This is a genomic window from Mesorhizobium sp. AR10, assembly GCF_024746795.1.
Classification (GTDB): Bacteria; Pseudomonadota; Alphaproteobacteria; order Rhizobiales; family Rhizobiaceae; genus Mesorhizobium.
Genome location: NZ_CP080524.1, coordinates 4,007,975 through 4,030,746, shown reverse-complemented (window position 1 = coordinate 4,030,746; position 22,772 = coordinate 4,007,975). Strand labels below are relative to the sequence as shown.

Sequence of the window (22,772 nt, the reverse complement as noted above, 5' to 3'; positions counted from 1 at the left end):
GATATCTCGGTTTCTGATTTCAGATAACTCCTCGAACGTCATCAGACAGGGAAGAAATGACATGACGACAGCCAAAGACATCATGAAGCAGATCAAGGACAACGACGTGAAGTTCGTCGACCTGCGCTTCACCGATCCGAAGGGCAAGCTGCAGCACGTGACGATGGATGTCATCGAGGTCGAGGAAGACATGTTCGCCGACGGCGTCATGTTCGACGGTTCCTCGATCGCCGGCTGGAAGGCGATCAACGAGTCCGACATGGTGCTGATGCCCGATCCCGACACGGTGCATATGGACCCCTTCTTCGCCCAATCGACCATGGTCATCCTGTGCGACATCCTCGATCCGGTTTCGGGCGAATCCTACAACCGCGACCCGCGCGGCACCGCCAAGAAGGCCGAGGCCTACATGAAGGCGGAAGGCATCGGCGACACCATCTATGTCGGCCCGGAAGCCGAGTTCTTCGTGTTCGACGACGTCAAGTACAAGGCCGATCCCTACAACACCGGCTTCAAGCTCGACTCCACCGAACTGCCGTCCAACGACGACACCGACTATGAAACCGGCAACCTCGGCCACCGTCCGCGCATCAAGGGCGGCTATTTCCCGGTGCCGCCGATCGATTCGGCGCAGGACATGCGCTCGGAGATGCTGACCGTGCTCGCCGAAATGGGCGTGCGCGTCGAGAAGCATCACCACGAAGTCGCCGCTGCCCAGCACGAGCTCGGCATCAAGTTCGACACGCTAGTCCGCAACGCTGACAAGATGCTGATCTACAAATATGTCGTGCACCAGGTCGCCAATGCCTACGGAAAGACGGCCACCTTCATGCCGAAGCCGATCTTCGGCGACAACGGCTCGGGCATGCACGTCCACCAGTCGATCTGGAAGAACGGCAAGCCGACCTTCGCCGGCAACGAATATGCCGGCCTGTCGGAGAGCTGCCTGTTCTACATCGGCGGCATCATCAAGCACGCCAAGGCGATCAACGCCTTCACCAACCCGCTGACCAACTCCTACAAGCGCCTGGTGCCTGGCTATGAAGCGCCGGTTCTGCTCGCCTATTCGGCGCGCAACCGCTCCGCCTCCTGCCGCATCCCGTTCGGATCGTCGCCGAAGGCCAAGCGCGTCGAGGTCCGCTTCCCCGATCCGGGCGCGAACCCCTACCTCGCCTTCGCCGCCATGCTGATGGCCGGTCTCGACGGCATCAAGAACAAGATCCACCCGGGACAGCCGATGGACAAGGATCTCTACGACCTGCCGCCGAAAGAGCTGAAAAAGATCCCGACCGTTTGCGGCTCGCTGCGCGAAGCGCTGCAGAGCCTCGACAAGGACCGCGGCTTCCTGAAGGCCGGCGGCGTCTTCGACGACGACCAGATCGACAGCTACATCGAGCTCAAGATGGCCGAAGTGATGCGCTTCGAAATGACCCCGCACCCGGTAGAATACGACATGTACTATTCGGTCTGATCGGACCGTCTAGGCGACAAACAAAAACCCCGGCGGAAACGCCGGGGTTTTTGTTTGCTTGGATATTTGTCGTCCGGATGGCTTTTGCGCCGACTTCGCAGCGCAGACCCGGGAGGCCTGCGCCGCGAGATGAGACCTCAGGCTGCAGCCGAAACCTGGGCGCTCGCCGGCACGGAGGCGATCGTCTTCAGGATCTGCGAAGCGATCTGGTAGGGGTCGCCCTGCGAGTTCGGGCGGCGGTCTTCCAGATAGCCCTTGTAGTCGTTCTTGACGAAGGAATGCGGCACGCGGATCGAGGCGCCGCGATCGGCGATGCCGTAGCTGAACTTGTTCCACGGCGCGGTCTCATGCTTGCCGGTCAAGCGCTTGTCGTTGTCCGGCCCGTAGACGGCGATGTGATCCATCAGGTTCTTGTCGAAGGCCGCCATCAGCGCTTCGAAATAGGCCTTGCCACCGACTTCGCGCATATAGGCGGTCGAGAAGTTGGCGTGCATGCCCGAACCGTTCCAGTCGGTGTCGCCAAGCGGCTTGCAGTGGTACTCGATGTCGATGCCGTACTTCTCGGTCAGGCGCTGCATCAGGTAGCGGGCCATCCACATCTGGTCGGCGGCCTTCTTGGAGCCCTTGCCGAAAATCTGGAATTCCCACTGGCCCTTGGCCACTTCGGCGTTGATGCCTTCATGGTTGATGCCGGCGGCCAGGCACTGGTCGAGATGCTCTTCGACGATCTGGCGGGCGACGGAGCCGACATTCGAGTAGCCGACGCCGGTGTAGTACGGACCCTGCGGAGCGGGATAACCGCTCTCGGGGAAACCGAGCGGGCGGCCGTCCTTGTAGAAGAAATATTCCTGTTCGAAGCCGAACCATGCGCCCTCGTCGTCGAGGATGGTGGCGCGCTTGTTGGAGGCATGCGGGGTGACGCCATCCGGCATCATGACTTCGCACATGACCAGCACGCCATTGGTGCGGGCCGGATCCGGGTACACCGCAACCGGCTTCAGCACGCAGTCGGAGCTGTGGCCTTCGGCCTGCTGCGTCGAGGAACCGTCGAAGCCCCACAGCGGAAGCTGCTCAAGCGTCGGGAATTCGGCGAATTCCTTGATCTGCGTCTTTCCGCGAAGATTGGGGACCGGGGTGTATCCATCGAGCCAAATGTACTCGAGCTTGTATTTCGTCATTCTAGCCTCTCGTTGCTTGATCACCGAACTCCGGATGGCGTCGACAAAACGCCGACCCAACCAGCAGCCGACCTGCCGCTTGGTTAAAATGCAAATCGTGTGCCACTCTCGCTTCAAAGGGTGCGGCAAAAATGCCGTCGTACCCCGGCAAAAATGCCCAGCCGCCCAAGCAATGCGCTTGCAACGATCAGAAGCAAGTTACGCACAAATAATAGGCAAATACTGATCTTTTCGTAGGCATATTGCCTAACTCGATTGCAGGACCTATCTTGTCGGAAAGCTGAATCGACAAGCTTCGGCACAAGAAAGGAGCCCGACAATGGAAATCGTTTCTACCCGTCCGTCGGCCAAAATTCTGATGTTCCCGGTGGCAGCGCGCGCCGCTGCCTCAAATTTGAGCGGAAAGGCTAAGTTCGCGGCAGAGCTTGCCTCTTTGCGCAATGTCAGCACGGATTTCGGCAGCGGCTGGTATCACGAGGCAGCGATCGAGGAAGAAGCGGACCAGGCTCGTAAAAGCTGAGCCTTTCTTTGCTTCTGATGAATTGAAAAGCCCGGCGCGATCGCTCGCGCCGGGCTTTTTCTTGAGTGCTTGAACCGTCGCTACTGTTTGTCGTGCAGGTTGGTTCCCAGCGTATCCTTGACGAAGAGCATACCAATGATCAGCGACATCGCCGCGATCACCACGGGGTACCACAGACCATAGTAGATATCCCCCTTGTAGGCACTGAGCGCGAACACTGTTGCCGGCAGCAAGCCGCCGAACCAGCCATTGCCGATATGATAGGGCAATGACATGCCGGTGTAGCGGATGCGGGTCGGGAACATCTCGACCAGGATCGCGGCGATCGGGCCGTAGACCATGGTGACAAAGATCACCAGGATGAACAGGATGCCGATCGTCATCGGCCAGTTGACCGCCGCCGGGTCGGCGAACATGGCGAACGCGCCGCCGCCCGGTATGCTGTAGACGGTGACCTCGGGTGCCCCTGCCGCTTCGTCGGCGGTCAGCAGCTTGTCCTTGATCGCCTGCTCGGTCGGGACCGTTGTCTTCTCGCCAGCGCGGATGGTTGCCGCGTCAAGCTTCAGCTCGGGGTTGGCAGCGACAAAGGCATCGAGCTTCTGGTCCGTCACCTTGGCGGCAGCACGCTTCAGCGGATAGCCACCGTCCTGCAGAGACATGTTTACGGCCTTGATGAAGGCGGTTTCCTTGGCCTTGGCCTGATCGCCGGCGGCGATCGCATCGTAGGAGTCCACCGTCTCGTTGCCGATCTTGACCGACGCGGCGGTTCCCGGCGCTGCCGTTGACACCACGTCATAAGGCACCGAGTTCTTGGTCAGGAACGAGGTGGCGATATCGCAGGACGTGGTGAACTTCGCCGTACCGACGGGGTTGAACTGGAACCTGCAGTCGCCCGGTGCCGCGGTCACCGTGGCGCGGGTGTTCTGCTGCGCCGTGGCAAGCGCCGGGTTGGCTGCCCAAGTCAGCGCCTTGAACAGGGGGAAGGTGCAGACGATAGCCAGAGCCAGACCAGCCATGATGATTGGCTTGCGGCCGATCTTGTCGGAGAGCCAGCCGAACACCACGAAGAAGATCGAACCCACTGCCAGCGCGATGGCGATCATGATGTTGACCGACTGCGCATCGACCTTGAGCACATTGGTCAGGAAGAACAGCGCGTAGAACTGACCGTTGTACCAGACCACGGCCTGACCAGCGGTGAGGCCGAGCAGTGCCAGAATGGCGATCTTGGCATTCTTCCACTGACCGAAGGCTTCCGTGAGCGGCGCCTTGGAGCCCTTGCCCTCGTCCTTCATGCGCTGGAAGGCCGGTGATTCAGACAATGAAAGCCGGATCCAGATCGAGATGCCAAGCAGCACGAAAGATACGATGAACGGAATACGCCAGCCCCAGGCAGCATAGTTTTCCTTGGTCAGCGAAGCCTGCACGATCAGAATCACGACCAGCGACAGGAACAGGCCGAGCGTCGCCGTCGTCTGTATCCACGACGTGTAGTAGCCGCGACGATTGTCCGGCGCGTGCTCGGCGACATAGGTCGCCGCACCACCATATTCGCCGCCCAGCGCCAGGCCCTGCAGCATGCGCAGGATGATCAGGATCACGGGAGCCGCGATGCCCAAAGTCGCATAGCCAGGCAGCAAGCCGACCAGGAAGGTCGACAGGCCCATGATCGTCATGGTGACGAGGAAAGTATATTTGCGGCCGACGAGATCGCCGATACGGCCGAACAGCAGTGCGCCGAACGGGCGCACGAGGAAACCTGCGGCAAAGGCCAACAGCGCGAAGATATTGCGCGTCGCTTCCGGAATGGTTGGGCTGAAGAAAGTCGAACCGATGAACACGGCCAGTGAGCCGTACAGATAAAAATCATACCATTCGAAAACCGTGCCGAGCGAGGAAGCGAAGATGACTTTCTTCTCCTCCCGCGTCATGCCGCGGCTTGCTGTGCCGGCGGTCGATGCCATTGCCATTGATATGTCCTCCCGTGAGATCCGTCCCTCGATGCTGCGCGTCATCGTCCACGTTCTCCTCCGAACACGGACTCAGTGCAGCCATCGGCGCAAGAAATGACAGAAAGCGCCGCCCAGCGGCAGACCGACCTTGGGATTATGACTTTGGTCTAATGTGCGGTCCGAATTGGATGGGGAATTGCTGTCAGCCTTTGAGTGCTTCAAGAAGGCCGACGGCGGCCATCATGTCGCGCTTGCGGGCCGTGCGGCGCGCGACAGCCTCGGCATCCTGGCCCCACTGCTCGGCCTGCCAGTCCTCATCGACATGACCGGCAGCCCAGGCCGCGTCGCCATCGAGTTCGCCGAAATCCACGGCCAAAGCCAGCAGTGCCGAACCTGTCAGTGACGTCATGACATGGATGGCGGCCAGCCGCAGCGGATCGTTGCGCTGGCTGAGATGGACGCCGAGCACGGCGATGGTCTCGCGCGGCTGCTCGACATGGATGATGCCTTCGGCAAGGTTGAAGCGCGCGCCCAGCGCGCCGCGTGCCCAGTCGATAACCGGGTCCCAATGCTGGTTCTGCCGGTCGACCAGCCCTTGTGGCGCGTCAGCCCGGTAGCAGGTGAGATCGGATGACGCGAAGCGCAATATGTCCTCCAGCACCGCCTGCGGGTCGCTGGCGACGCCGTCGATGGCCGTGTTGACCAGACGCATGACCGGCATCGTCACCGGGTCGATGGTTTCGCCTTGCGCGGCAAACTCGTCGGCGACCAGGGCGGCCGCCCTTTCGGTCGGCAGCACCAGCAGCGCCTTGCCCGGCGTGCGGACCGGCTTGCCGTCGAGATGAACGGCAAAACCGCCTTCCACCGCTGCGACCGAGACCGCTTTGTAGAAGCGTTTCGGCAGATGCGTCTTCATCTGGATCTGGGCACGGCGCACCGGATCCGGGTCGGAAAGCTGCTTTCCCGCTTCGAGGTCATTGAGGATATCGCGCATGTCAGAGCCTGCTATGGACTGATGGAGGCTGCTTCCGCACCGGCCGATTGACGATGATCAGCCCTGCAGCGATGAAGCCAAGCGCCAGGAAAATACGAACAGTCAGCGGCTCGTTCAAGAGCACGGCGCCGCACAGCACACCGAACACCGGTGACAGGAAGGTGAAACTCGACAGGCCCGATGCCGGATAGCGCCGCAGCAACCAGAACCACAGCACATAGGTGAAGGCGACGACGTAGACGGCCTGGAAAAGCAGCGCCAATGTCGGCACGGCGGTAAAGTTGCGGATGGAGGGTCCGGCGAAAGGCAGCACCAGGACGCCGACGACGACAGCACCGGCCAATTGATAAAGCAGCAACTTCTCGGCGCTCGTCTCCGCCAATGTCGACCGCTTGATGACAATGCTGGTCATGGCCCACAGAATGCCGGCGCCAAGACTGAGCAGGTCACCGGTCAATGTCGCGCCATCCCCGGCGCTCATCTTGTCGGAGAACACGGCGACCAGTCCGGCAAAAGCCAAGAGAAGACCGACGAGCTTGCGCGTCGTTATGCGCTCTTCCAGCAGGAAATGCCCGCCAACCAGCACCCAGAATGGCATCGTGTTGACCAGAAGCGTGTTGCGGGCGACGGTCGTGTGTTCGAGCCCGACATAGAGACACAGGAACTCGACGCCAAACAGCGCGCCCACCACAACGCCTGCTGCAAGGGTTTTGTCTGGCTTGAACAGCGCAATGCCGCGCCACCAGCACCAGCCAACAACGCACAGGCCGCCGATGATCGATCGTGCGATCGACAGGAAAACGGGATCGTAGCCGGCATAGGAGATCTTGGCGGCGACGTAGTTCAGCCCCCAGGAAAACGTCAGCCCGACCATGATGGCAGCTGCCGCCATATCGACAGCGTCGCGGCGGTCGACCGTGTCGGCGGCGCCGCTCAACACTAGTCCTCCGCGCTGGCGTCGTCGAAACCGATCAGGTTCCAGCTCTGGCGCATGTGAGGCGGCATGGGCGCGGTGACATCGATGAAGCCCTTGTCTGGATGCGGGATGACGATGCGGCGCGCATGCAGGTGCAGGCGGTTCTGCATGCCGCCCGGAAAGTCCCAGTTGGTGTCGGCTTCGAAATATTTGGGATCGCCGATGATCGGGCAGCCGATATAAGCGGCATGGACACGAAGCTGGTGAGTGCGGCCGGTATAGGGTTCCATCTCCAGCCAGGTCATCGTCTGTGCAGCCTGCTCGACGACCCGGTAGTAGGAAACGGCGTGGTCGGCGCCCTTTTCGCCATGCTTGGCGACACGCACGCGGTCACCGTCGGGCGTCGGCTCCTTGATCAGCCAGGTCGAGATCTTGTCCTCGCGCTTCGGCGGCACGCCCTTGACCAGCGCCCAGTAGGTTTTCTTGGTCTCACGCGCCCGAAACGCTTCGGCGAGTTTCATGGCGGCAAGCCTGGTGCGGGCGACGACCAGCACGCCTGAGGTATCGCGGTCGAGCCGATGCACCAGGCGCGGTTTCTCGCCCTTCTGGTTGCGCCAGGCTTCCAGCATGTCGTCGACATTGCGGGTGACGCCGGAGCCGCCTTGCACGGCGAGACCCGCCGGCTTGTTGAACACGAAGACCTTGGGATCCTCATGGATCAGCATCTTTGCCAGGACGTCGGCGTCGCCCTGGTTGCGGATCGAATGGCCGGTGAGCGCGCTTTCGCCTTTCTTGTCCACCTCGAGCGGCGGCACGCGAACCATCTGGCCCGGTTCGACCCGGGTGTCGGCCTTTACCCGCCCGCCATCGACACGGATCTGGCCCGAACGCAGCAGCTTTTGCAGGTGGCCGAAACCGAGACCTGGAAAATGGGTCTTGAACCAGCGATCGAGCCGCATGCCCGCCTCGCCGGCCTCCACCGTGATCTGTTCAACGCCTGCCATGATTTTCGCTATCCGTTTCTAGCGCATGACCCCGAAAATCGGTTTCGATTTTCGGAAAGGATCATGCGCAAGATGAAAATTTCTACAGCGTCCTATCCGTGTCCAAAAGGACGCGCGGCGCGCTGTAGCCGCGGCAATAGCATTATGAAACGGTTCTTGCGAGCCAAAGCCCCAGAAACAGCGCGATAATTGCCCCAACAACGCTAGCCAGGGCGTATCCGAACGCCGGCAGCGCAGCACCACGCTCCCACAGCGTCGCGAAATCGAGCGAAAAGGCGGAGAAAGTGGTGAAGCCGCCAAGGATGCCGGTGGCCACGAACAGACGCAACTCGTTCGACCCGCCGCGCCGCATCAGGATGGCGATGAACAGCCCCATGGCAAAGGAGCCGACGATGTTGATCGCCATCGTCCCCCAGGGGAAATTCGGACCGACAAGACGCAGCGCGCCTATGTTTGTGAGGTGACGGATACCGGCACCGATCGCGCCACCCACTGTAACGAGGAGAAGATTGAGCATCCCGTTTACTGCCCTCAACAGGGCAGCTCGGTCAATCCGGCCGGACGGCACAAAGTGTTGAACGCGTCAGGAATCGCCTCTCACGCCCGTTGTCGAGAGAGAACATGCCACCCCTGCCCGGAACGACGTCGATGATGAGATCCGTGTGCTTCCACACCTCATATTGCGAGCCGCTGATATAGACCGGCGTCTCACCGATCTCGCCTAGCATGACGTCATTGTCGCCGAGGATGAAGTCGCCTCGCGGATAGCACATGGGCGAGGAGCCGTCGCAACAGCCGCCGGACTGGTGAAACAGCACCGGACCGTGGTCGGCGATGATTTCGGCCAGAAACGCTACGGCTTCGGGCGTCGCGGAAACCTTTCCCATGGACACCTTGTCGAGCATCAAAAATCCTCCCAGGGGGCCGGTACGGCGGCGCGGCCTGTTCGGCCGCACCGCCTGATAGTGCGCCTTTGGGCGATCAGAAGAAGCCAAGCTTCTTCGGGCTGTAGCTGACCAGCATGTTCTTGGTCTGCTGATAGTGGTCGAGCATCATCTTGTGGTTCTCGCGGCCGATGCCGGACTGCTTGTAACCGCCGAACGCCGCATGCGCGGGATAGGCGTGGTAGCAGTTGGTCCACACGCGGCCCGCCTGGATGGCGCGACCAAAGCGGTAGCAGCGGTTCGCGTCGCGGCTCCAGATGCCGGCCCCGAGGCCATAGAGCGTGTCATTGGCGATCGACAGCGCCTCGTCATCATCCTTGAAAGTGGTGACCGAAACCACCGGCCCAAAGATCTCCTCCTGGAAGACGCGCATCTTGTTGTGGCCCTTGAACACCGTCGGCTTGACGTAGTAGCCGCCTGCGAGGTCGCCCGGCAGATGGTTTTGCTCGCCACCGATCAGCACTTCGGCGCCTTCCTGACGGCCGATGTCGAAGTAGGACAGGATCTTCTCCAATTGCTCACTAGACGCCTGCGCCCCGATCATCGTTGCCGGATCCAGAGGATCGCCCTGCACGATCGCCTCGACCCGCTTCAGTGCCTTTTCCATGAACTTGTCGTAGATCTTCTCATGCACCAGCGCCCGGCTGGGGCAGGTGCAGACCTCGCCCTGGTTGAGCGCGAACATGACAAAGCCTTCGATCGCCTTGTCGAAGAAATCATCGTCCTCCGCGGTCACGTCCTGGAAAAAGATGTTGGGCGACTTGCCGCCGAGTTCGAGCGTGACCGGGATGAGGTTCTGGCTGGCATATTGCGAGATCAGGCGCCCGGTCGTGGTCTCGCCGGTGAAAGCGATCTTGGCGATGCGATTCGACGAGGCGAGCGGCTTGCCGGCTTCCAGGCCAAAACCGTTGACGATGTTGAGTACGCCATCCGGCAGGAGGTCACCGATCAGGTCCGCCCACAGCATGATGGTGGCAGGCGTCTGTTCGGCTGGCTTCAAGACGACGCAGTTGCCGGCCGCGAGCGCCGGAGCAAGTTTCCACACGGCCATCAGCAGCGGGAAATTCCAGGGGATGATCAGGCCTACGACGCCGAGCGGCTCATGGAAATGATAAGCTACAGTGTCGTGGTCGATCTCGGAAATGCCACCCTCCTGGGCGCGCACGGCCCCGGCGAAATAGCGGAAATGATCGATGGCGAGCGGCAGGTCGGCCGCGGTGGTCTCGCGGATCGGCTTGCCGTTGTCCCATGTTTCGGCGAGGGCCAGCAGGTCTAGATTGTCCTCCATGCGATCGGCGATCCGGTTGAGGATCAGCGCGCGGGCGGCGGCACTCGTCTTGCCCCAGGCATCCTTGGCCTTGTGCGCGGCGTCGAGCGCAGCCTCGATATCGCTGGCGTCGGAGCGAGCAATCTCGCCGAGCGGACGGCCGTTCACCGGCGAGATGTTCTCGAAATATTTTCCGGATTTCGGCGCCACCCAGTTGCCGCCGATGTAGTTGTCGTAGCGCTTGGCAAAGGGGACCTTGGCCGTGCGAGAAAATTCAACCTTGTTCATTGTCTTCCTCCCAGGAAACGACCGCGGGATGCGGTTCGTGATGAGGAAGAGTTGCGGGATGGCGCCGGACTTGTCAGCCCCGGCCAGACAGTCGCTAGCGCCGACTGTCGCAGTTCTGCGACAGCTTCGGGTCAGAAAACTCAATGCGTGCGGCGGATGCCTAGTCGCACGAGTTTTCGATGCAGCGTGGCGCGGGAAATACCGAGATTGTGCGCTGCGGCCGAGACGTTGCCTTCGGCGCGGGCGAGCGCGCGTTGGACCACGCCACGCTCTGCCTCGCCAAGCTCTTCGGCGGCTTTTGCGGAGTGGCCCAGGACATCAGCTGCCGGCAATCCCTTGGTCAGCGTCTGTTGCGTGATGCCGAGAGCCAGTCGCGCCGAGCGTGTCGCACCGACCACGAGATCATCGGCATCGACAGCTATCAGCGCGCCGGCGCTGCGCTCGCCCACCGGGGCCAGCGAAATGCGGGCGCCCGAAAAAGCCAGGCGAAAATTCTCCGCCTCGATGCGTCGTGCGGCATCGCCGACCGCCATGGCGATCAGGTTGACGAAGTCTTCGGTCAAATCCGACCTGCAGGACGACACATCGAGCGCAGCCGCCAGATTGCCCTCGTGATCGTAGATCGGCGCCGTCGTGCAACTGAGCAGCGTGTTGCGCGAGAAGAAGTGCTGGTCGCGGTGAATGGTAAGGGAGCGCTGGTCGGCAAGGCAGGTACCGATCCCGTTGGTGCCTTCGCTGTCCTCGCTCCACACCGTGCCTGTCCACAAGCCCCATTCGTCGAACGTATCGTCATCGGCGGAAGCACCCCGGCGCTCGACCGGAATCCCTTCGCGATCGGCAAGCATCACGCAGCAGCCGATGCCGCCTACTGCCAGATAGAGCCGATCGAGGCTCGCATCCGCGGCACGAAGCAGTGGCTCCATTCGTTGCCGAGCCTGCCTGAGCTCGCTCTCAGTCAGACGTCTCGGCGCCTTTCGCTCGGCCGGGTCCAGCCCGTGCAATGTAAGCGAACGCCTCCAGGAGGCGATCAACGCCGAGCGGGCGGCATCGCTGGTGGCGATTGCTGCCTGTACAATATCCGCATGATGGGCCGGCTGTGCGCTCACTCGTCCTCCCGGAGCACGATGCCGCCCCAACCTCCCAGCGACGCACTCCCATCACGTTCTACGGGATCGGGGGCCGATGTCGATATAAGACGATGGTGCAAGGGCAACCGAGATGCTGCCGTAGGGGCTATTTGCCTCTCACGGGCTGTCGCCTGTCGAAGGCTCAGACCGCCGCGACCTTTTTCGACTTGCTCGAACCGATCATCTTCCAGTTTTTATAGAACATGGCGTTGATCCGCTCGACGCTGACCGAAACGATGGCGAGAAGCGCTGAGATCAGACCGGGGAATGGCGACGGTCTGATGATGTCCACGAACACGCAGTAGCGGCGCCCGTCATACTCGTTGACCGAACGGTGCAGCAGCGTGTCGTCGAAAATGTACAGCGGATTGTCGTGCCAGTAGTTCTTGGCGTTGCCGCATTCGACGAACACCTCCGCCTTTACCGGGATGAGATTGTAGAGGATGCGCAGGCTGAGGCGCAGGGGTCCGAAATGCCAGGAGGTCGATTCCCGCCCGCTGAAAATCGATACGGCGATCGTCTTGATGTATTTGAAATCCTTGTTGAATTCAGCGACGTTGTCGATTTTGTGCTTGCCGTACCACTGATAGACATACATGCCGCGCCGGCCGGCACCGAAATTGGCGTCGATATCGGCAATGATTTCATCCTTGCGTGCCTTGAAGACCGACAGCACCTCGCTGACCTCGCGCTGATAGTCCTCTGGAAACTGGTCCAGCTTCCAGACACCCGGGTTTTTGTAGGACAGCAGATCGACCAGCAGATTGAAGGGCGAAAGCAGCCAGGTGAACAACCCGTTGCCGAGGAAGTAGCGGCGGAACAGCCCCCAATCCTTGTTGTCGTTGCGCAGCACGTCGATCAGGCCGAGCACGATGAACACCGCAGTTTCGATCGGAATGAAGTAGAAGCCAAGCGTGAGAAACGGCACCGCTATCACAAACTGGCGAAGCGATTTACGAAGAGTCTTTGTCATGTTTCGACGCGCAGAGCGCGGCCCTGTTCGAAAGTGGTTCGCCAATCCTGGCAGCGCCCCCCGGCCCAGTGACACGCTGTGGTAAGATTTTTGCCTTGCAGCGCCCAATCAAACTGGTGTGAGCGCCACGTGAGCGAGCAGCGACGCTTTGGGCAGGCCGCTAACCTCGATACGCAGTGCCTGGAAGGTGTCAGTGCACCGCCGGCAGGCCGAGTTCGTCCCATTTCGCCTGGGGCACGGGATCGCCGACAAGGAACGCGAAGCCGATGACGGTCTCGCCATCCTGCGCCAGCTCGCATTTGAATTTCAGGCCGTACCAGTTCTTGGCGCTGCGGAAGGCCGCGCCATCGGCGATGATCGTCGCGCCGGTGATCTTCTCCTCAGCCGTTGCATAAGGCACCACCTGCTCCGGCTGGAAATCCGGTCGCCATTGGTGAATCTGGTCCAACGCCTCGAGATTGCAGAGCTGCACCATGCGCTCATCGGAGGCAAACGTCGCCAGATCGGCGCGCGCCTGTCTGCTGCGCGGATCGGCCAGCGTCTTGGCCGACAGCATTTCTGTTGGATGGATCATGGCTGGAGGCGCCGCAGAAGCCGGTGCAGGTTCTCGAGCAAAAGCGGTGTTGGCGGGAGGCGCAGCCGTTGCAGCCGGCGCCTTGAGCACCTCCGGTGCGGCTTGCGGATTGGTTGCCGCTTCAAACTGCCTTGGTGTCAGGATGTCGACGGAAACGCGCTCTTCCCCTGGTCGTTTCGGACGCTTTGGCGCCGGCATCAAGGCCAGCATGGCGGCGAGTAGCATGTGCAGGATGACTGAGGTGGAAATGCCCCATGTCAATGTCTCGTCCCGAACGGCAAGGACCACTGGGGCGCGCAAGCCTACTTTTCCCGATCGGCGCGCAGCTTCGCCCAATAATCTAGCCGCTTCCTGATATCACGCTCGAAGCCGCGCTCGGGCGGATCGTAGAATGTCTGGCGGCCCATCTTTTCCGGAAAATAGTCCTGGCCGGAAAAGGCGTCGGGCTCGTCGTGGTCGTACCGATAGCCGGCACCGTAATCTTCCTCTTTCATCAGCTTGGTGGGCGCATTGAGGATGTGTTTCGGCGGCAGCAGCGAACCGAATTCCTTCGCTGCCCGTGTTGCTGACTTGAAGGCGGTGTAGACGGCGTTGGATTTGGGCGCTGTGGCCAGATAGACGGTGGCCTCGGCGAAGGCGAGTTCGCCCTCGGGCGAGCCCAGATAGTCGTAAGCGTCCTTGGCGGCGTTGGCGATGACCAGCGCTTGCGGATCGGCCAGGCCGATATCTTCCATCGCCATGCGCACCAGCCTACGGCCGAGATAGAGCGGATCCTCACCGGCGTCGAACATGCGGGCGAGATAATAGAGTGCGGCGTCGGGGTCGGAACCGCGCACCGATTTGTGCAGCGCCGAGATCAGATTGTAGTGGCCGTCCTGGCCCTTGTCATAGATCGGCGCGCGGCGCTGGACGATGCGCTGCAGGCCATCGGCGTCGAAGACCTCGCCGGGCTTGGCGGCGCGCCAGACTTCCTCTGCCAGCGTGAGCGATGCACGGCCGTCGCCGTCGCTCATGCGGACGAGCATCGCCCTCGCCTCGTCGTCGAGCGGTAGCGCCCTGCCCTCGGTCTCCTCTGCCCGCCCCAGCAGCTTGGCGATGCTCCCCTCGCCAAGCGAATGGAAGACCAGCACGCGGGCGCGGGACAAAAGTGCGGCGTTCAGCTCGAAGGACGGGTTCTCGGTCGTGGCGCCAACCAGCACGACGGTGCCATCTTCCATGACAGGGAGAAAGGAATCCTGCTGGGCGCGGTTGAAACGATGGATCTCATCGACGAACAGCAGCGTCTGGCGGCCATTGGAGCGCCGGAGCTTCGCTGCCTCGAACACCTTTTTCAGGTCGGCGACGCCGGAAAACACCGCGGAAATCTGTTCGAAAGCGAGACTGGTTTCGCCGGCAAGCAGCCGCGCGACGGTGGTTTTTCCAGTGCCTGGCGGTCCCCAGAAGATCATCGAGCCGAGCGAACCGGAGCCGATCAGCCGTGTCAGCGCGCCGTCGGGCCCTGTCAGATGCTCTTGACCGACCACCTCGCCGAGATTCTTCGGCCGCAGCCGGTCGGCCAGCGGCCGGCCGGGCGGCGCCTTTTCCGGTTCATCGACGCTGAACAGATCGGCCATGCACTTCTTTTGGTTGGAGCACGATCTCTTTCGCGAGGATCGAACTCAGTAACGCAACACCTGGCGCAGTATCTGCCCGCCACGCTCGACCGTAAAGCGCCACCAGCGCGTATCCTGCTTGACCGCCTGTTCCAGGATCGCGGCGGTGTCGATGGTTGTGCCGTTGACCTCGCGCACGATATCGCCCGGCTGGAAACCGAAGTCGGCGGCGGGCGAATCGCGGTTGATGTCGATCACGGTGACGCCCTTGAGATCCGTGCGCATTCCCAGACGCTGGGCCAGACGCGGCGACAATTCCGCAACCTTGGCGCCGGAAAACGGGCTGCGTCCGTGCAGTGTCACTTCCGAGGACTTTGCGCCTTCCGGCGCCCGCTCCAGCGCGATGTCCATCGTCGCCTGCTTGCCCTTGCTCAGAACTGCGAAGCTGGCGTTGGTGCCGATCGACAACGTCGCCATCCGGTAGTCCAGGGCTTCGATGCTCTCGAGCGGCTTGCCGTTGAGAGACAATACGACGTCGCCCGGCTTGAGGCCCGCCTTGGCTGCCGGCCCGGCTTCGTCGACGGAAGAAACCAGCGCTCCGGTCGGCGCCTCCATGGCGAGCGATTCGGCGATCTGCGGCGTGACCGCCTCGAATTCCGCTCCGATATAGGGCCGCTCGAAGAAATCGAGCCCGGCCTTGGCAGCATCGGCGAAGGCCCGCACCATGTTCGAAGGGATGGCAAAGCCGATGCCGATCGAACCGCCGCTCCGGCTGTAGATGGCGGTGTTGATGCCGACCAGTTGACCACCCATGTTGATCAGCGCGCCGCCGGAATTGCCGGGATTGATGGCGGCGTCGGTCTGGATGAAGAAGCCGGAATCGGAAACGCCGATATGGCTGCGGGCAAGTGCCGAAACGATGCCGCTGGTGGTGGTCTGGCCGACGCCGAAGGGATTGCCGATGGCCAGCACCAGGTCGCCGACCTCGAGCGCGTCGGAATCGCCGATGGCGATGACCGGAAAAGGCTTGTCGGATTCGATCTTGAGCACGGCGAGATCGAGCGTCTCGTCCTTGAGCAGCACCTTGCTGGCAAATTCGCGCCCATCCGCGGTGGCGACCTTGACCTGGTCGGCGTCCTTGACGACGTGGAAATTGGTGACCACGACGCCGGTCGGATCGACCAGCACGCCGGAACCGAGCGAGGACTGGGCGCGGGGCTGCGAGCGGCCAAAGAACTCCTCGAAGAACGGATCGCCGTCGAAAGGTGACGTCACCTTGGCCGTTTGCGAGGCGTAGACGTTGACCACGGCCGGCGCCGTCTGCTTGACCAGCGGCGCGAAGGACAACTGCACCTCCTCGCGGCCAAACGGCACGCGCTTGTCGGGACCGGAGGTAGCGTTCTCGCCTTCGACGCCATGCAGCAGGTCGGTCAGCACGTCGGACAGGCCCGGATCGGTCTTGGTGTCTTCGGCCAGTGCCTGCCTGGCCGCCGGCACGACAGCCAACGCCATGACAGCGCAGACCAGAACAAGGGACAACCGTTTGATATGCATTCCGAATCCTCCAAGTCGGGCGCCATCTGTCCCGACGATTGTGCAAAATAAAAGGCTAAGCCGCTGAAATCCGATTATTTTGGCCAAAAACCCTCGGTTTGGACCACGAACCAGCGTGAACGCCTGCTACTGCTTCCAGAAAACAAAAAGGGGCCCGCAGGCCCCTTTGAATTCACTTGGGATAGACGAAGCTTATGCAGCTGCGGCTTCCTCGTCGGTGCCTTCGGCCTCGATGCGAGCACGGTCGCCGGCGCCCTTGGCCGAGGTGTCGCGGTCGACGAACTCGATGACCGCCATGGCGGCATTGTCGCCGTGGCGGAAGCCGGCCTTCATGATGCGAAGATAGCCGCCGTTGCGGGTGGCGTAGCGCGGCGCGATGGTGTCGAACAGACGCTTGACGACGCCTTCATTGCCGATCTGGGCAATGACCTGGCGGCGGGCGTGCAGGTCGCCGCGCTTGCCGAGCGTCACCAGCTTCTCGACGATCGGACGCAGGTCCTTCGCCTTCGGCAGCGTGGTGACGATCTGCTCATGCTCGAGCAGCGACACGGCGAGGTTGGCAAACATCGACTTGCGATGGCTAATGCTTCGGGCGAAGCGACGGCCTTTGAAACCGTGGCGCATGGCTCTTTTCCTTCTTCAGTTGTTCAAGAGACCGCGGCCTCTGGTGGTTTTCCGCATGACCGTCGGATCGAGTGGCCCACGCCGCCGATCCTTGGAATTCATGCTCAATATTGATCTTCGTAGCGCTTGGCGAGGTCTTCGATGTTTTCCGGCGGCCAGTCCGGCACTTCCATGCCGAGGTGCAGGCCCATCGCCGCCAGGACTTCCTTGATCTCGTTCAGCGACTTGCGGCCGAAGTTCGGGGTGCGCAGCATCTCCGCTTCGGTCTTCTGGATCAGGTCGCCGATATAGACGATGTTGTCGTTCTTCAGGCAGTTGGCCGAACGCACTGAAAGCTCGAGCTCGTCGACCTTCTTCAGCAGCGCCGGATTGAAGGCAAGTTCGGTCACCTGCTCGGCGGCAACTTCCTTCTGCGGCTCGTCGAAATTGACGAACAGGCCAAGCTGGTCCTGCAGGATGCGGGCAGCGAACGCCACAGCGTCCTCACCCGAGATCGAACCGTCGGTGTCGATGGTCATGGTCAGCTTGTCGTAATCGAGAACCTGGCCCTCGCGGGTGTTCTCGACCTTGTAGGAGACCTTCTTGACCGGCGAATAGAGGCTGTCGACCGGGATGAGGCCGATCGGCGCGTCTTCGGCGCGGTTGCGGTCGGCCGGCACGTAGCCCTTGCCGGTGTCGACGGTGAATTCCATGCGGATTTCAGCGCCCTCGTCCAGCGTGCAGATGACGTGGTCGGGATTGAGGATCTCGACGTCGCCAACCGTCTGGATGTCGCCGGCGAGAACCGCACCTGGTCCCTGCTTGCGCACGACCATGCGCTTGGGGCCATCGCCTTCCATGCGGATGGCGATTTCCTTGATGTTCAAGACGATGTCGGTCACGTCCTCGCGCACACCGGCGATGGACGAGAATTCATGCAGAACGCCGTCGATCTGTACGGCGGTCACAGCCGCGCCACGCAGCGAAGACAGAAGCACGCGGCGCAGCGCGTTGCCGAGCGTGAGACCAAAGCCGCGCTCGAGCGGCTCGGCGACCAGCGTGGTCAGCGTCTTCTTCTTCGACGAGAACTCGATCTTGTTCGGCTTGATCAGTTCCTGCCAATTTTTCTGGATCATGATGCTTTCCTTCCGTTGACCCGCCACCATCCAATCGTGGCGGGCGACCTGGAATGCCGTGGAGGAGCGCCCGGGGCGCTCGCGCGGCGTTCGGTAATTCTTTAGACGCGGCGCTTCTTGCGCGGGCGGCAGCCATTGTGCGGGATCGGCGTCACATCACGGATCGAGGTGATGGTGAAGCCGGCCGCCTGCAGGGCGCGCAGTGCCGATTCACGGCCGGAGCCGGGTCCGCAAACCTCGACTTCGAGCATGCGCATGCCGTGTTCCTGGGCCTTCTTGGCGACGTCTTCGGCAGCCATCTGGGCAGCGAACGGGGTCGACTTGCGCGAACCCTTGAAGCCCTGGGCACCGGCCGACGACCAGGCAATGGAATTGCCCTGCGCGTCGGTGATGGTGATCATCGTATTGTTGAAGGTCGAATTGACGTGGGCAACGCCCGACGAGATGTTCTTGCGTTCGCGACGGCGAACACGAGCGGCTTCCTTGGCCATGATAGTCCTTTCAGTTGATCTCTACACCGCCGTAATGCCAGCGGCTCCACCATCGTAAGGGAGTAGGGAAATAGGGCAGTAAGGGAGTAGGGAAAAATGCGACCCGATTGGCGGGCATTCCCTACTGCCTTACTCCCCTACTCCCTTATTCCCTTAAATTACTTCTTCTTGCCGGCGATCGACTTGGCCGGGCCCTTGCGGGTGCGCGCATTGGTATGCGTGCGCTGGCCGCGAACCGGCAGCGAGCGGCGGTGACGCAGGCCGCGGTAGCAGCCGAGGTCCATGAGCCGCTTGATGTTCATCGACACTTCGCGACGCAGGTCGCCTTCGACCTGATAGTCGCGGTCGATCGTCTCGCGGATCTGCAGCACTTCCGCGTCGGTCAGCTGGTTGACGCGGCGCTCGGCCGGGATGCCGACCTTGTCGACGATCTCCTGGGCGAACTTCTTGCCAATGCCGTGAATGTACTGAAGCGCAATGACGACGCGCTTGTTGGTCGGAATGTTAACGCCGGCTATACGAGCCATGTTCTTCTCTTCTCCATGTGGGCCGGCCAACCTTCAAAAGAGGCAGGCCCGGCGCTGTTCATTTGCCCCGCGTCCGGTGGAGGCCGGCCCATGCGGGAGTTTCCAGTTCAAAGCAGCAGCCTTGCCCTTGCGGACAAGCAAGCCTCATGCCTGATAGGAAGACGGGCCGCCATACCCCAGCGAACCGCTCCAGTCAAGCGCAATCGTTTATTTTCCGTGTGTGACCGCCGTGAGCACCGTTTCGATCTGCTCCGTCACCGCGTCGATGTCGGCCATGCCGTCGACGCCTCTGAGTTTGCCCTTGGCGTAGTAGTAGCCGATCAGCGGCGAGGTTTTCTTGTAGTACTCCCGCAGGCGTTCTTCGAACACCACCGGATTGTCGTCCTTGCGCACCGGCTGGCCTGCGGCCTTCGCCTCTTCGGCACGCTTGACGATTCGACCGACGAGCGCCTTGTCGTCGACGACGAGTTCGATGACGGCGTCGAGAGCGAGCCTACGATCTGCGAGCATCGATTCAACCGCGTCGGCTTGCACCAGGGTTCGCGGGTATCCGTCGAGGATGAAGCCGTTTGCGCAATCGGCCTGGTCGATACGCTCGGCCACGATGGCATTGACGATGGCGTCGGAAACCAGTTCGCCGGCATCCATCACCGCCTTGGCGCGCTTGCCGACCTCCGTGCCGGCCTGGACGGCAGCACGCAGCATGTCCCCCGTGGAAAGCTGGGGTATGGCGTGTTTCTCTACCAGTCTTTGTGCTTGCGTCCCCTTGCCCGCCCCCGGCGGCCCAAGCAATATCAACCTCATCTGCCCTTCTTCCCCCCGCGCAGCTTCGACTTCTTGATCAGGCCCTCATACTGGTGCGCGATCAGGTGACCCTGGATCTGCGCCACCGTATCGAGCGTTACACTGACCACGATCAGAAGCGATGTGCCACCAAGGTAGAATGGTACGCCAGTCGCTGAAATCAGGAACTCGGGCAGCAGACACACCAGCACCAGATATGTGGCGCCGACGACGGTGATGCGGGTGAGAACATAGTCGATGTAATCGGCGGTGCGCTCGCCCGGACGGTAACCCGGGATAAAGCCGGAATGCTTCTTGAGCTGGTCGGCTGTGTCCTTCGGATTGAAGACGATCGCGGTGTAGAAGAAGGCGAAGAACGCGATCATCGCCGCATAGAAAGCCATGTAGAGCGGCTGGCCATGGCCGAGCGCCGCCAAAATGGTGCTGGCCCAGGCAGGCATGTTGGTCGTCTGCGAGAAGCCGGCGACCGTTGCCGGCAGCAACAGCAGCGACGAGGCGAAGATCGGCGGAATGACGCCTGCCGTGTTGAGCTTCAGCGGCAGGTGCGAGGTATCGCCCTGGAACATGCGGTTGCCGACCTGACGCTTCGGATACTGGATCAGCAGGCGGCGCTGGGCGCGTTCGAAGAACACGATCAGGGCGATGACGACGACGGCCAGAACGATGATCGCCAGGATGAGGCCCGTCGACAGCGCGCCGGTGCGGCCTAGCTCCAGCGTGCCGGAGATGGCGTGCGGCAGGCCGGCGACGATGCCGGAGAAGATGATCAGCGAAATACCGTTGCCGATGCCGCGCGCAGTGATCTGCTCGCCGAGCCACATCAGGAACATGGTGCCGCCGACCAGCGTGACGATGGTCGAGATGCGGAAGAACACGCCGGGATCGCTGACGATGCCGTTGCCGCCCTCAAGTCCGACCGAAATGCCATAGGCCTGGACCAGCGCCAGCAGCACGGTGCCGTAGCGCGTGTACTGGTTGATGATCTTGCGGCCTTGCTCGCCTTCCTTCTTCAGCGCTTCCAGCGACGGGATGACCGAGGTCATCAGCTGCATGATGATGGAGGCCGAGATGTAGGGCATGATGCCGAGGGCAAAGATCGCCATGCGCTGCACGGCGCCGCCGGCAAACATGTTGAACATGCCGAGCACGCCCTTGCTCTGCGAATTGAAGGCCTGGGCGAAGGCGTCAGGATTGATGCCGGGCAGCGGGATATAGGTGCCGAGGCGGTAGACGAGCAACGCGCCGATCGTGAACCAGATGCGCTTCTTCAGGTCCTCCGCCTTGGCGAAGGCCGAGAAATTCAGATTCGAGGCTAGTTGTTCAGCAGCCGAAGCCATGCCTGATTCTCCGCTTGGTCGCGCTCAATGGCCCGCAGCTCAGGCGGCGCGTGTCACCGAAGCTCACGAGATAAGCTCCGGACTGCAAACATGCAAGCGGCCGCGTTGACGCGGCCGCCACATTGGTTGGATCAAAGCGCGATCGAAGGCAAAAACGGGGGACCATCTTTGCCGATCGCGCTTCAAATTGCTGTTACTCGGCGGCTGCCTTTTCCGGCAGCTTGACCGAACCGCCGGCCTTTTCGATCTTCTCGATCGCAGCCTTGGAGGCGCCGGCAACGTCGAAGGTGAGCTTCGCCTTGATGTCACCGTCGGAGAGGATGCGCACGCCGTCCTTGACGCGGCGGATGACGCCGGCCGCAACCAGCGCTTCGGCGGTCACGGTCGCCTTGGCATCGAGCTTCTTGGCGTCGAGCGCAACCTGGATGCGAGCCAGCGACACGACGGTGAAGCTCTTCGCAAAGATGTTGTTGAAGCCGCGCTTCGGCAGGCGCCGGTAGAGCGGCATCTGGCCACCCTCGAAGCCGTTGATGGCAACGCCGGAGCGCGCCTTCTGGCCCTTGACGCCGCGACCGGCGGTCTTGCCCGAGCCGGAGCCAATGCCACGGCCGAGACGCTTCTTGGAATGCGTCGCGCCGTCCTTGTCACGCAGATCGTTGAGTTTCATCTGGGTTCTCCTGCGCTTTTGCTCAGCCCTCGTCCACGACGCGGACGAGATGCTGCGACGGCAGCGATCATGCCGCGCACGGAAGGAGTGTCCTCCAACGTGCGCTGCTTGTGCATCTTGTTGAGGCCGAGGCCGACCAGCGTTGCCCGCTGCTCCTTCGGCCGGCGGATCGGCGAACCGATCTGCTCAACGGTGACGGTCTTGGTTGCTTTCTTGGCCATGGTCAAAATCCCTGGTCAGATCGACTATTCTTCAGCCGCAACGGCGGTGCCGCGCCGGGCCTGAAGGGTCGAATACTTGATGCCGCGCGCAGCAGCCACATCCTTGGGATGCATCTGGCTCTTCAGCGCGTCGAAAGTGGCGCGAACCATGTTGTACGGGTTCGACGAACCCATCGACTTGGCAACCACGTCATGCATGCCGAGCGTCTCGAAGACGGCGCGCATCGGGCCGCCGGCGATGATGCCGGTACCTTGCTTGGCAGCGCGCAGCAGAACGCGTCCCGCGCCCCAGCGTCCTTCGACGTCGTGGTGCAGCGTGCGACCCGAGCGCAGCGGCACGAAGATCATGTCGCGCTTTGCCGATTCGGTCGCCTTGCGGATCGCCTCAGGCACTTCGCGCGCCTTGCCGTGACCAAAGCCGACGCGGCCCTTCTGGTCGCCGACGACGACGAGTGCTGCAAAACCGAAGCGACGGCCGCCCTTGACGACCTTGGCGACGCGGTTGATGTGGACGAGCTTGTCCACCATGCCGTCGTCGCGCTCTTCGCGATCACGGCCGCGGCCGCCATCCCTACGTTCCTGTGCCATATCCTGTTCCTTGTTTTTTTCCGGAAGCACGGTTGCTGATAAGA

Annotated in this window: 23 protein-coding genes and 1 pseudogene; 2 read left to right on the top strand and 22 right to left on the bottom strand. The window is 61.9% G+C overall.

All coding sequences use genetic code 11. The features are described 5' to 3' along the window. The first annotated feature begins 61 nt into the window (after window positions 1–61). Window positions 62–1,471: a type I glutamate--ammonia ligase gene (gene glnA / locus LHFGNBLO_RS23070; protein ID WP_258601625.1), complete on the top strand. Its 1,410-nt coding sequence runs from the start codon at window positions 62–64 to the stop codon at window positions 1,469–1,471. A gap of 137 nt (window positions 1,472–1,608) precedes the next feature. Here glnA and LHFGNBLO_RS23065 read toward each other — a convergent pair whose 3' ends face one another. Then, window positions 1,609–2,649: a glutamine synthetase beta-grasp domain-containing protein gene (locus tag LHFGNBLO_RS23065; RefSeq protein ID WP_258601624.1), complete on the bottom strand. Its 1,041-nt coding sequence runs from the start codon at window positions 2,647–2,649 to the stop codon at window positions 1,609–1,611. Window positions 2,650–2,968: 319 nt separating this feature from the next. Between LHFGNBLO_RS23065 and LHFGNBLO_RS23060 the strand changes: the two genes are divergently transcribed. Continuing rightward, window positions 2,969–3,169 (top strand): DUF2735 domain-containing protein, encoded by a 201-nt coding sequence (locus tag LHFGNBLO_RS23060; RefSeq protein WP_258601623.1) that lies wholly within the window; start codon window positions 2,969–2,971, stop codon window positions 3,167–3,169. Between the two features lie 80 nt (window positions 3,170–3,249). On the opposite strand, the gene LHFGNBLO_RS23055 is transcribed toward LHFGNBLO_RS23060, so the two are convergent. The 21 genes and pseudogenes from LHFGNBLO_RS23055 to rpsE all read right to left on the bottom strand — a co-directional run bounded on the left by LHFGNBLO_RS23055 (window position 3,250) and on the right by rpsE (window position 22,728). After that, the gene (locus tag LHFGNBLO_RS23055; protein ID WP_258609856.1) at window positions 3,250–5,139 is read right to left on the bottom strand and encodes an MFS transporter; all 1,890 of its coding nucleotides are present in this window, start codon (window positions 5,137–5,139) and stop codon (window positions 3,250–3,252) included. Between the two features lie 184 nt (window positions 5,140–5,323). After that, window positions 5,324–6,115, bottom strand: a complete 792-nt coding sequence (locus LHFGNBLO_RS23050) for an ATP12 family chaperone protein (protein ID WP_258601622.1) — start codon at window positions 6,113–6,115, stop codon at window positions 5,324–5,326. 1 nt (window position 6,116) lies between these two features. Next, window positions 6,117–7,007, bottom strand: a complete 891-nt coding sequence (locus tag LHFGNBLO_RS23045; RefSeq protein WP_258609854.1) for a DMT family transporter — start codon at window positions 7,005–7,007, stop codon at window positions 6,117–6,119. Between the two features lie 47 nt (window positions 7,008–7,054). Next, complete coding sequence (locus LHFGNBLO_RS23040; RefSeq protein ID WP_258601621.1) at window positions 7,055–8,035, bottom strand: RluA family pseudouridine synthase; 981 nt, start codon at window positions 8,033–8,035, stop codon at window positions 7,055–7,057. 142 nt (window positions 8,036–8,177) lie between these two features. Next, window positions 8,178–8,552 carry a fluoride efflux transporter CrcB gene (gene crcB / locus LHFGNBLO_RS23035; RefSeq protein WP_258601620.1) on the bottom strand — a complete coding sequence of 125 codons (375 nt, stop codon included), beginning with the start codon at window positions 8,550–8,552 and terminating at the stop codon, window positions 8,178–8,180. Window positions 8,553–8,583: 31 nt separating this feature from the next. After that, a complete protein-coding gene (locus LHFGNBLO_RS23030) occupies window positions 8,584–8,940 on the bottom strand; it encodes a DUF779 domain-containing protein (RefSeq protein ID WP_258601619.1) in 357 nt (118 codons plus the stop codon). 76 nt (window positions 8,941–9,016) lie between these two features. Continuing rightward, window positions 9,017–10,534 carry an aldehyde dehydrogenase gene (gene adh / locus LHFGNBLO_RS23025; RefSeq protein ID WP_258601618.1) on the bottom strand — a complete coding sequence of 506 codons (1,518 nt, stop codon included), beginning with the start codon at window positions 10,532–10,534 and terminating at the stop codon, window positions 9,017–9,019. A gap of 140 nt (window positions 10,535–10,674) precedes the next feature. Next, a complete protein-coding gene (locus tag LHFGNBLO_RS23020) occupies window positions 10,675–11,640 on the bottom strand; it encodes a GAF domain-containing protein (RefSeq protein ID WP_258601617.1) in 966 nt (321 codons plus the stop codon). Window positions 11,641–11,803: 163 nt separating this feature from the next. Next, window positions 11,804–12,634: an aspartyl/asparaginyl beta-hydroxylase domain-containing protein gene (locus LHFGNBLO_RS23015; RefSeq protein WP_258601616.1), complete on the bottom strand. Its 831-nt coding sequence runs from the start codon at window positions 12,632–12,634 to the stop codon at window positions 11,804–11,806. 190 nt (window positions 12,635–12,824) lie between these two features. Beyond that, window positions 12,825–13,508 (bottom strand): DUF930 domain-containing protein, encoded by a 684-nt coding sequence (locus tag LHFGNBLO_RS23010; RefSeq protein ID WP_258601615.1) that lies wholly within the window; start codon window positions 13,506–13,508, stop codon window positions 12,825–12,827. 2 nt (window positions 13,509–13,510) lie between these two features. Next, complete coding sequence (locus LHFGNBLO_RS23005) at window positions 13,511–14,821, bottom strand: replication-associated recombination protein A (RefSeq protein ID WP_258601614.1); 1,311 nt, start codon at window positions 14,819–14,821, stop codon at window positions 13,511–13,513. A gap of 45 nt (window positions 14,822–14,866) precedes the next feature. Next, entirely contained in the window at window positions 14,867–16,354 is a 1,488-nt protein-coding gene (locus LHFGNBLO_RS23000) for a DegQ family serine endoprotease (protein WP_258601613.1), read from the bottom strand. 192 nt (window positions 16,355–16,546) lie between these two features. After that, on the bottom strand, window positions 16,547–16,978 hold the full coding sequence (gene rplQ, locus LHFGNBLO_RS22995) for a 50S ribosomal protein L17 (protein WP_023682598.1): 432 nt from the start codon (window positions 16,976–16,978) through the stop codon (window positions 16,547–16,549). A gap of 104 nt (window positions 16,979–17,082) precedes the next feature. Next, window positions 17,083–18,093, bottom strand: a complete 1,011-nt coding sequence (locus LHFGNBLO_RS22990; protein WP_023799278.1) for a DNA-directed RNA polymerase subunit alpha — start codon at window positions 18,091–18,093, stop codon at window positions 17,083–17,085. Between the two features lie 101 nt (window positions 18,094–18,194). Continuing rightward, complete coding sequence (gene rpsK / locus LHFGNBLO_RS22985) at window positions 18,195–18,584, bottom strand: 30S ribosomal protein S11 (protein ID WP_006205444.1); 390 nt, start codon at window positions 18,582–18,584, stop codon at window positions 18,195–18,197. 158 nt (window positions 18,585–18,742) lie between these two features. Further along, on the bottom strand, window positions 18,743–19,111 hold the full coding sequence (gene rpsM, locus LHFGNBLO_RS22980; RefSeq protein ID WP_006205445.1) for a 30S ribosomal protein S13: 369 nt from the start codon (window positions 19,109–19,111) through the stop codon (window positions 18,743–18,745). A 207-nt stretch (window positions 19,112–19,318) separates the two neighbouring features. After that, window positions 19,319–19,915, bottom strand: coding sequence for an adenylate kinase (locus LHFGNBLO_RS22975; protein WP_258601612.1), 597 nt, complete (start codon window positions 19,913–19,915; stop codon window positions 19,319–19,321). Then, a complete protein-coding gene (gene secY, locus LHFGNBLO_RS22970) occupies window positions 19,912–21,252 on the bottom strand; it encodes a preprotein translocase subunit SecY (protein WP_258601611.1) in 1,341 nt (446 codons plus the stop codon). The genes LHFGNBLO_RS22975 and secY overlap by 4 nt, the downstream gene beginning before the upstream one ends. Window positions 21,253–21,445: 193 nt before the next feature. Further along, window positions 21,446–21,919 carry a 50S ribosomal protein L15 gene (rplO, locus tag LHFGNBLO_RS22965; RefSeq protein WP_258601610.1) on the bottom strand — a complete coding sequence of 158 codons (474 nt, stop codon included), beginning with the start codon at window positions 21,917–21,919 and terminating at the stop codon, window positions 21,446–21,448. A gap of 22 nt (window positions 21,920–21,941) precedes the next feature. Beyond that, window positions 21,942–22,140 (bottom strand): annotated as a pseudogene (gene rpmD, locus LHFGNBLO_RS22960) (50S ribosomal protein L30). A gap of 24 nt (window positions 22,141–22,164) precedes the next feature. Continuing rightward, window positions 22,165–22,728: a 30S ribosomal protein S5 gene (gene rpsE / locus LHFGNBLO_RS22955; RefSeq protein WP_006333394.1), complete on the bottom strand. Its 564-nt coding sequence runs from the start codon at window positions 22,726–22,728 to the stop codon at window positions 22,165–22,167. Between the last annotated feature and the right edge of the window lie 44 nt (window positions 22,729–22,772).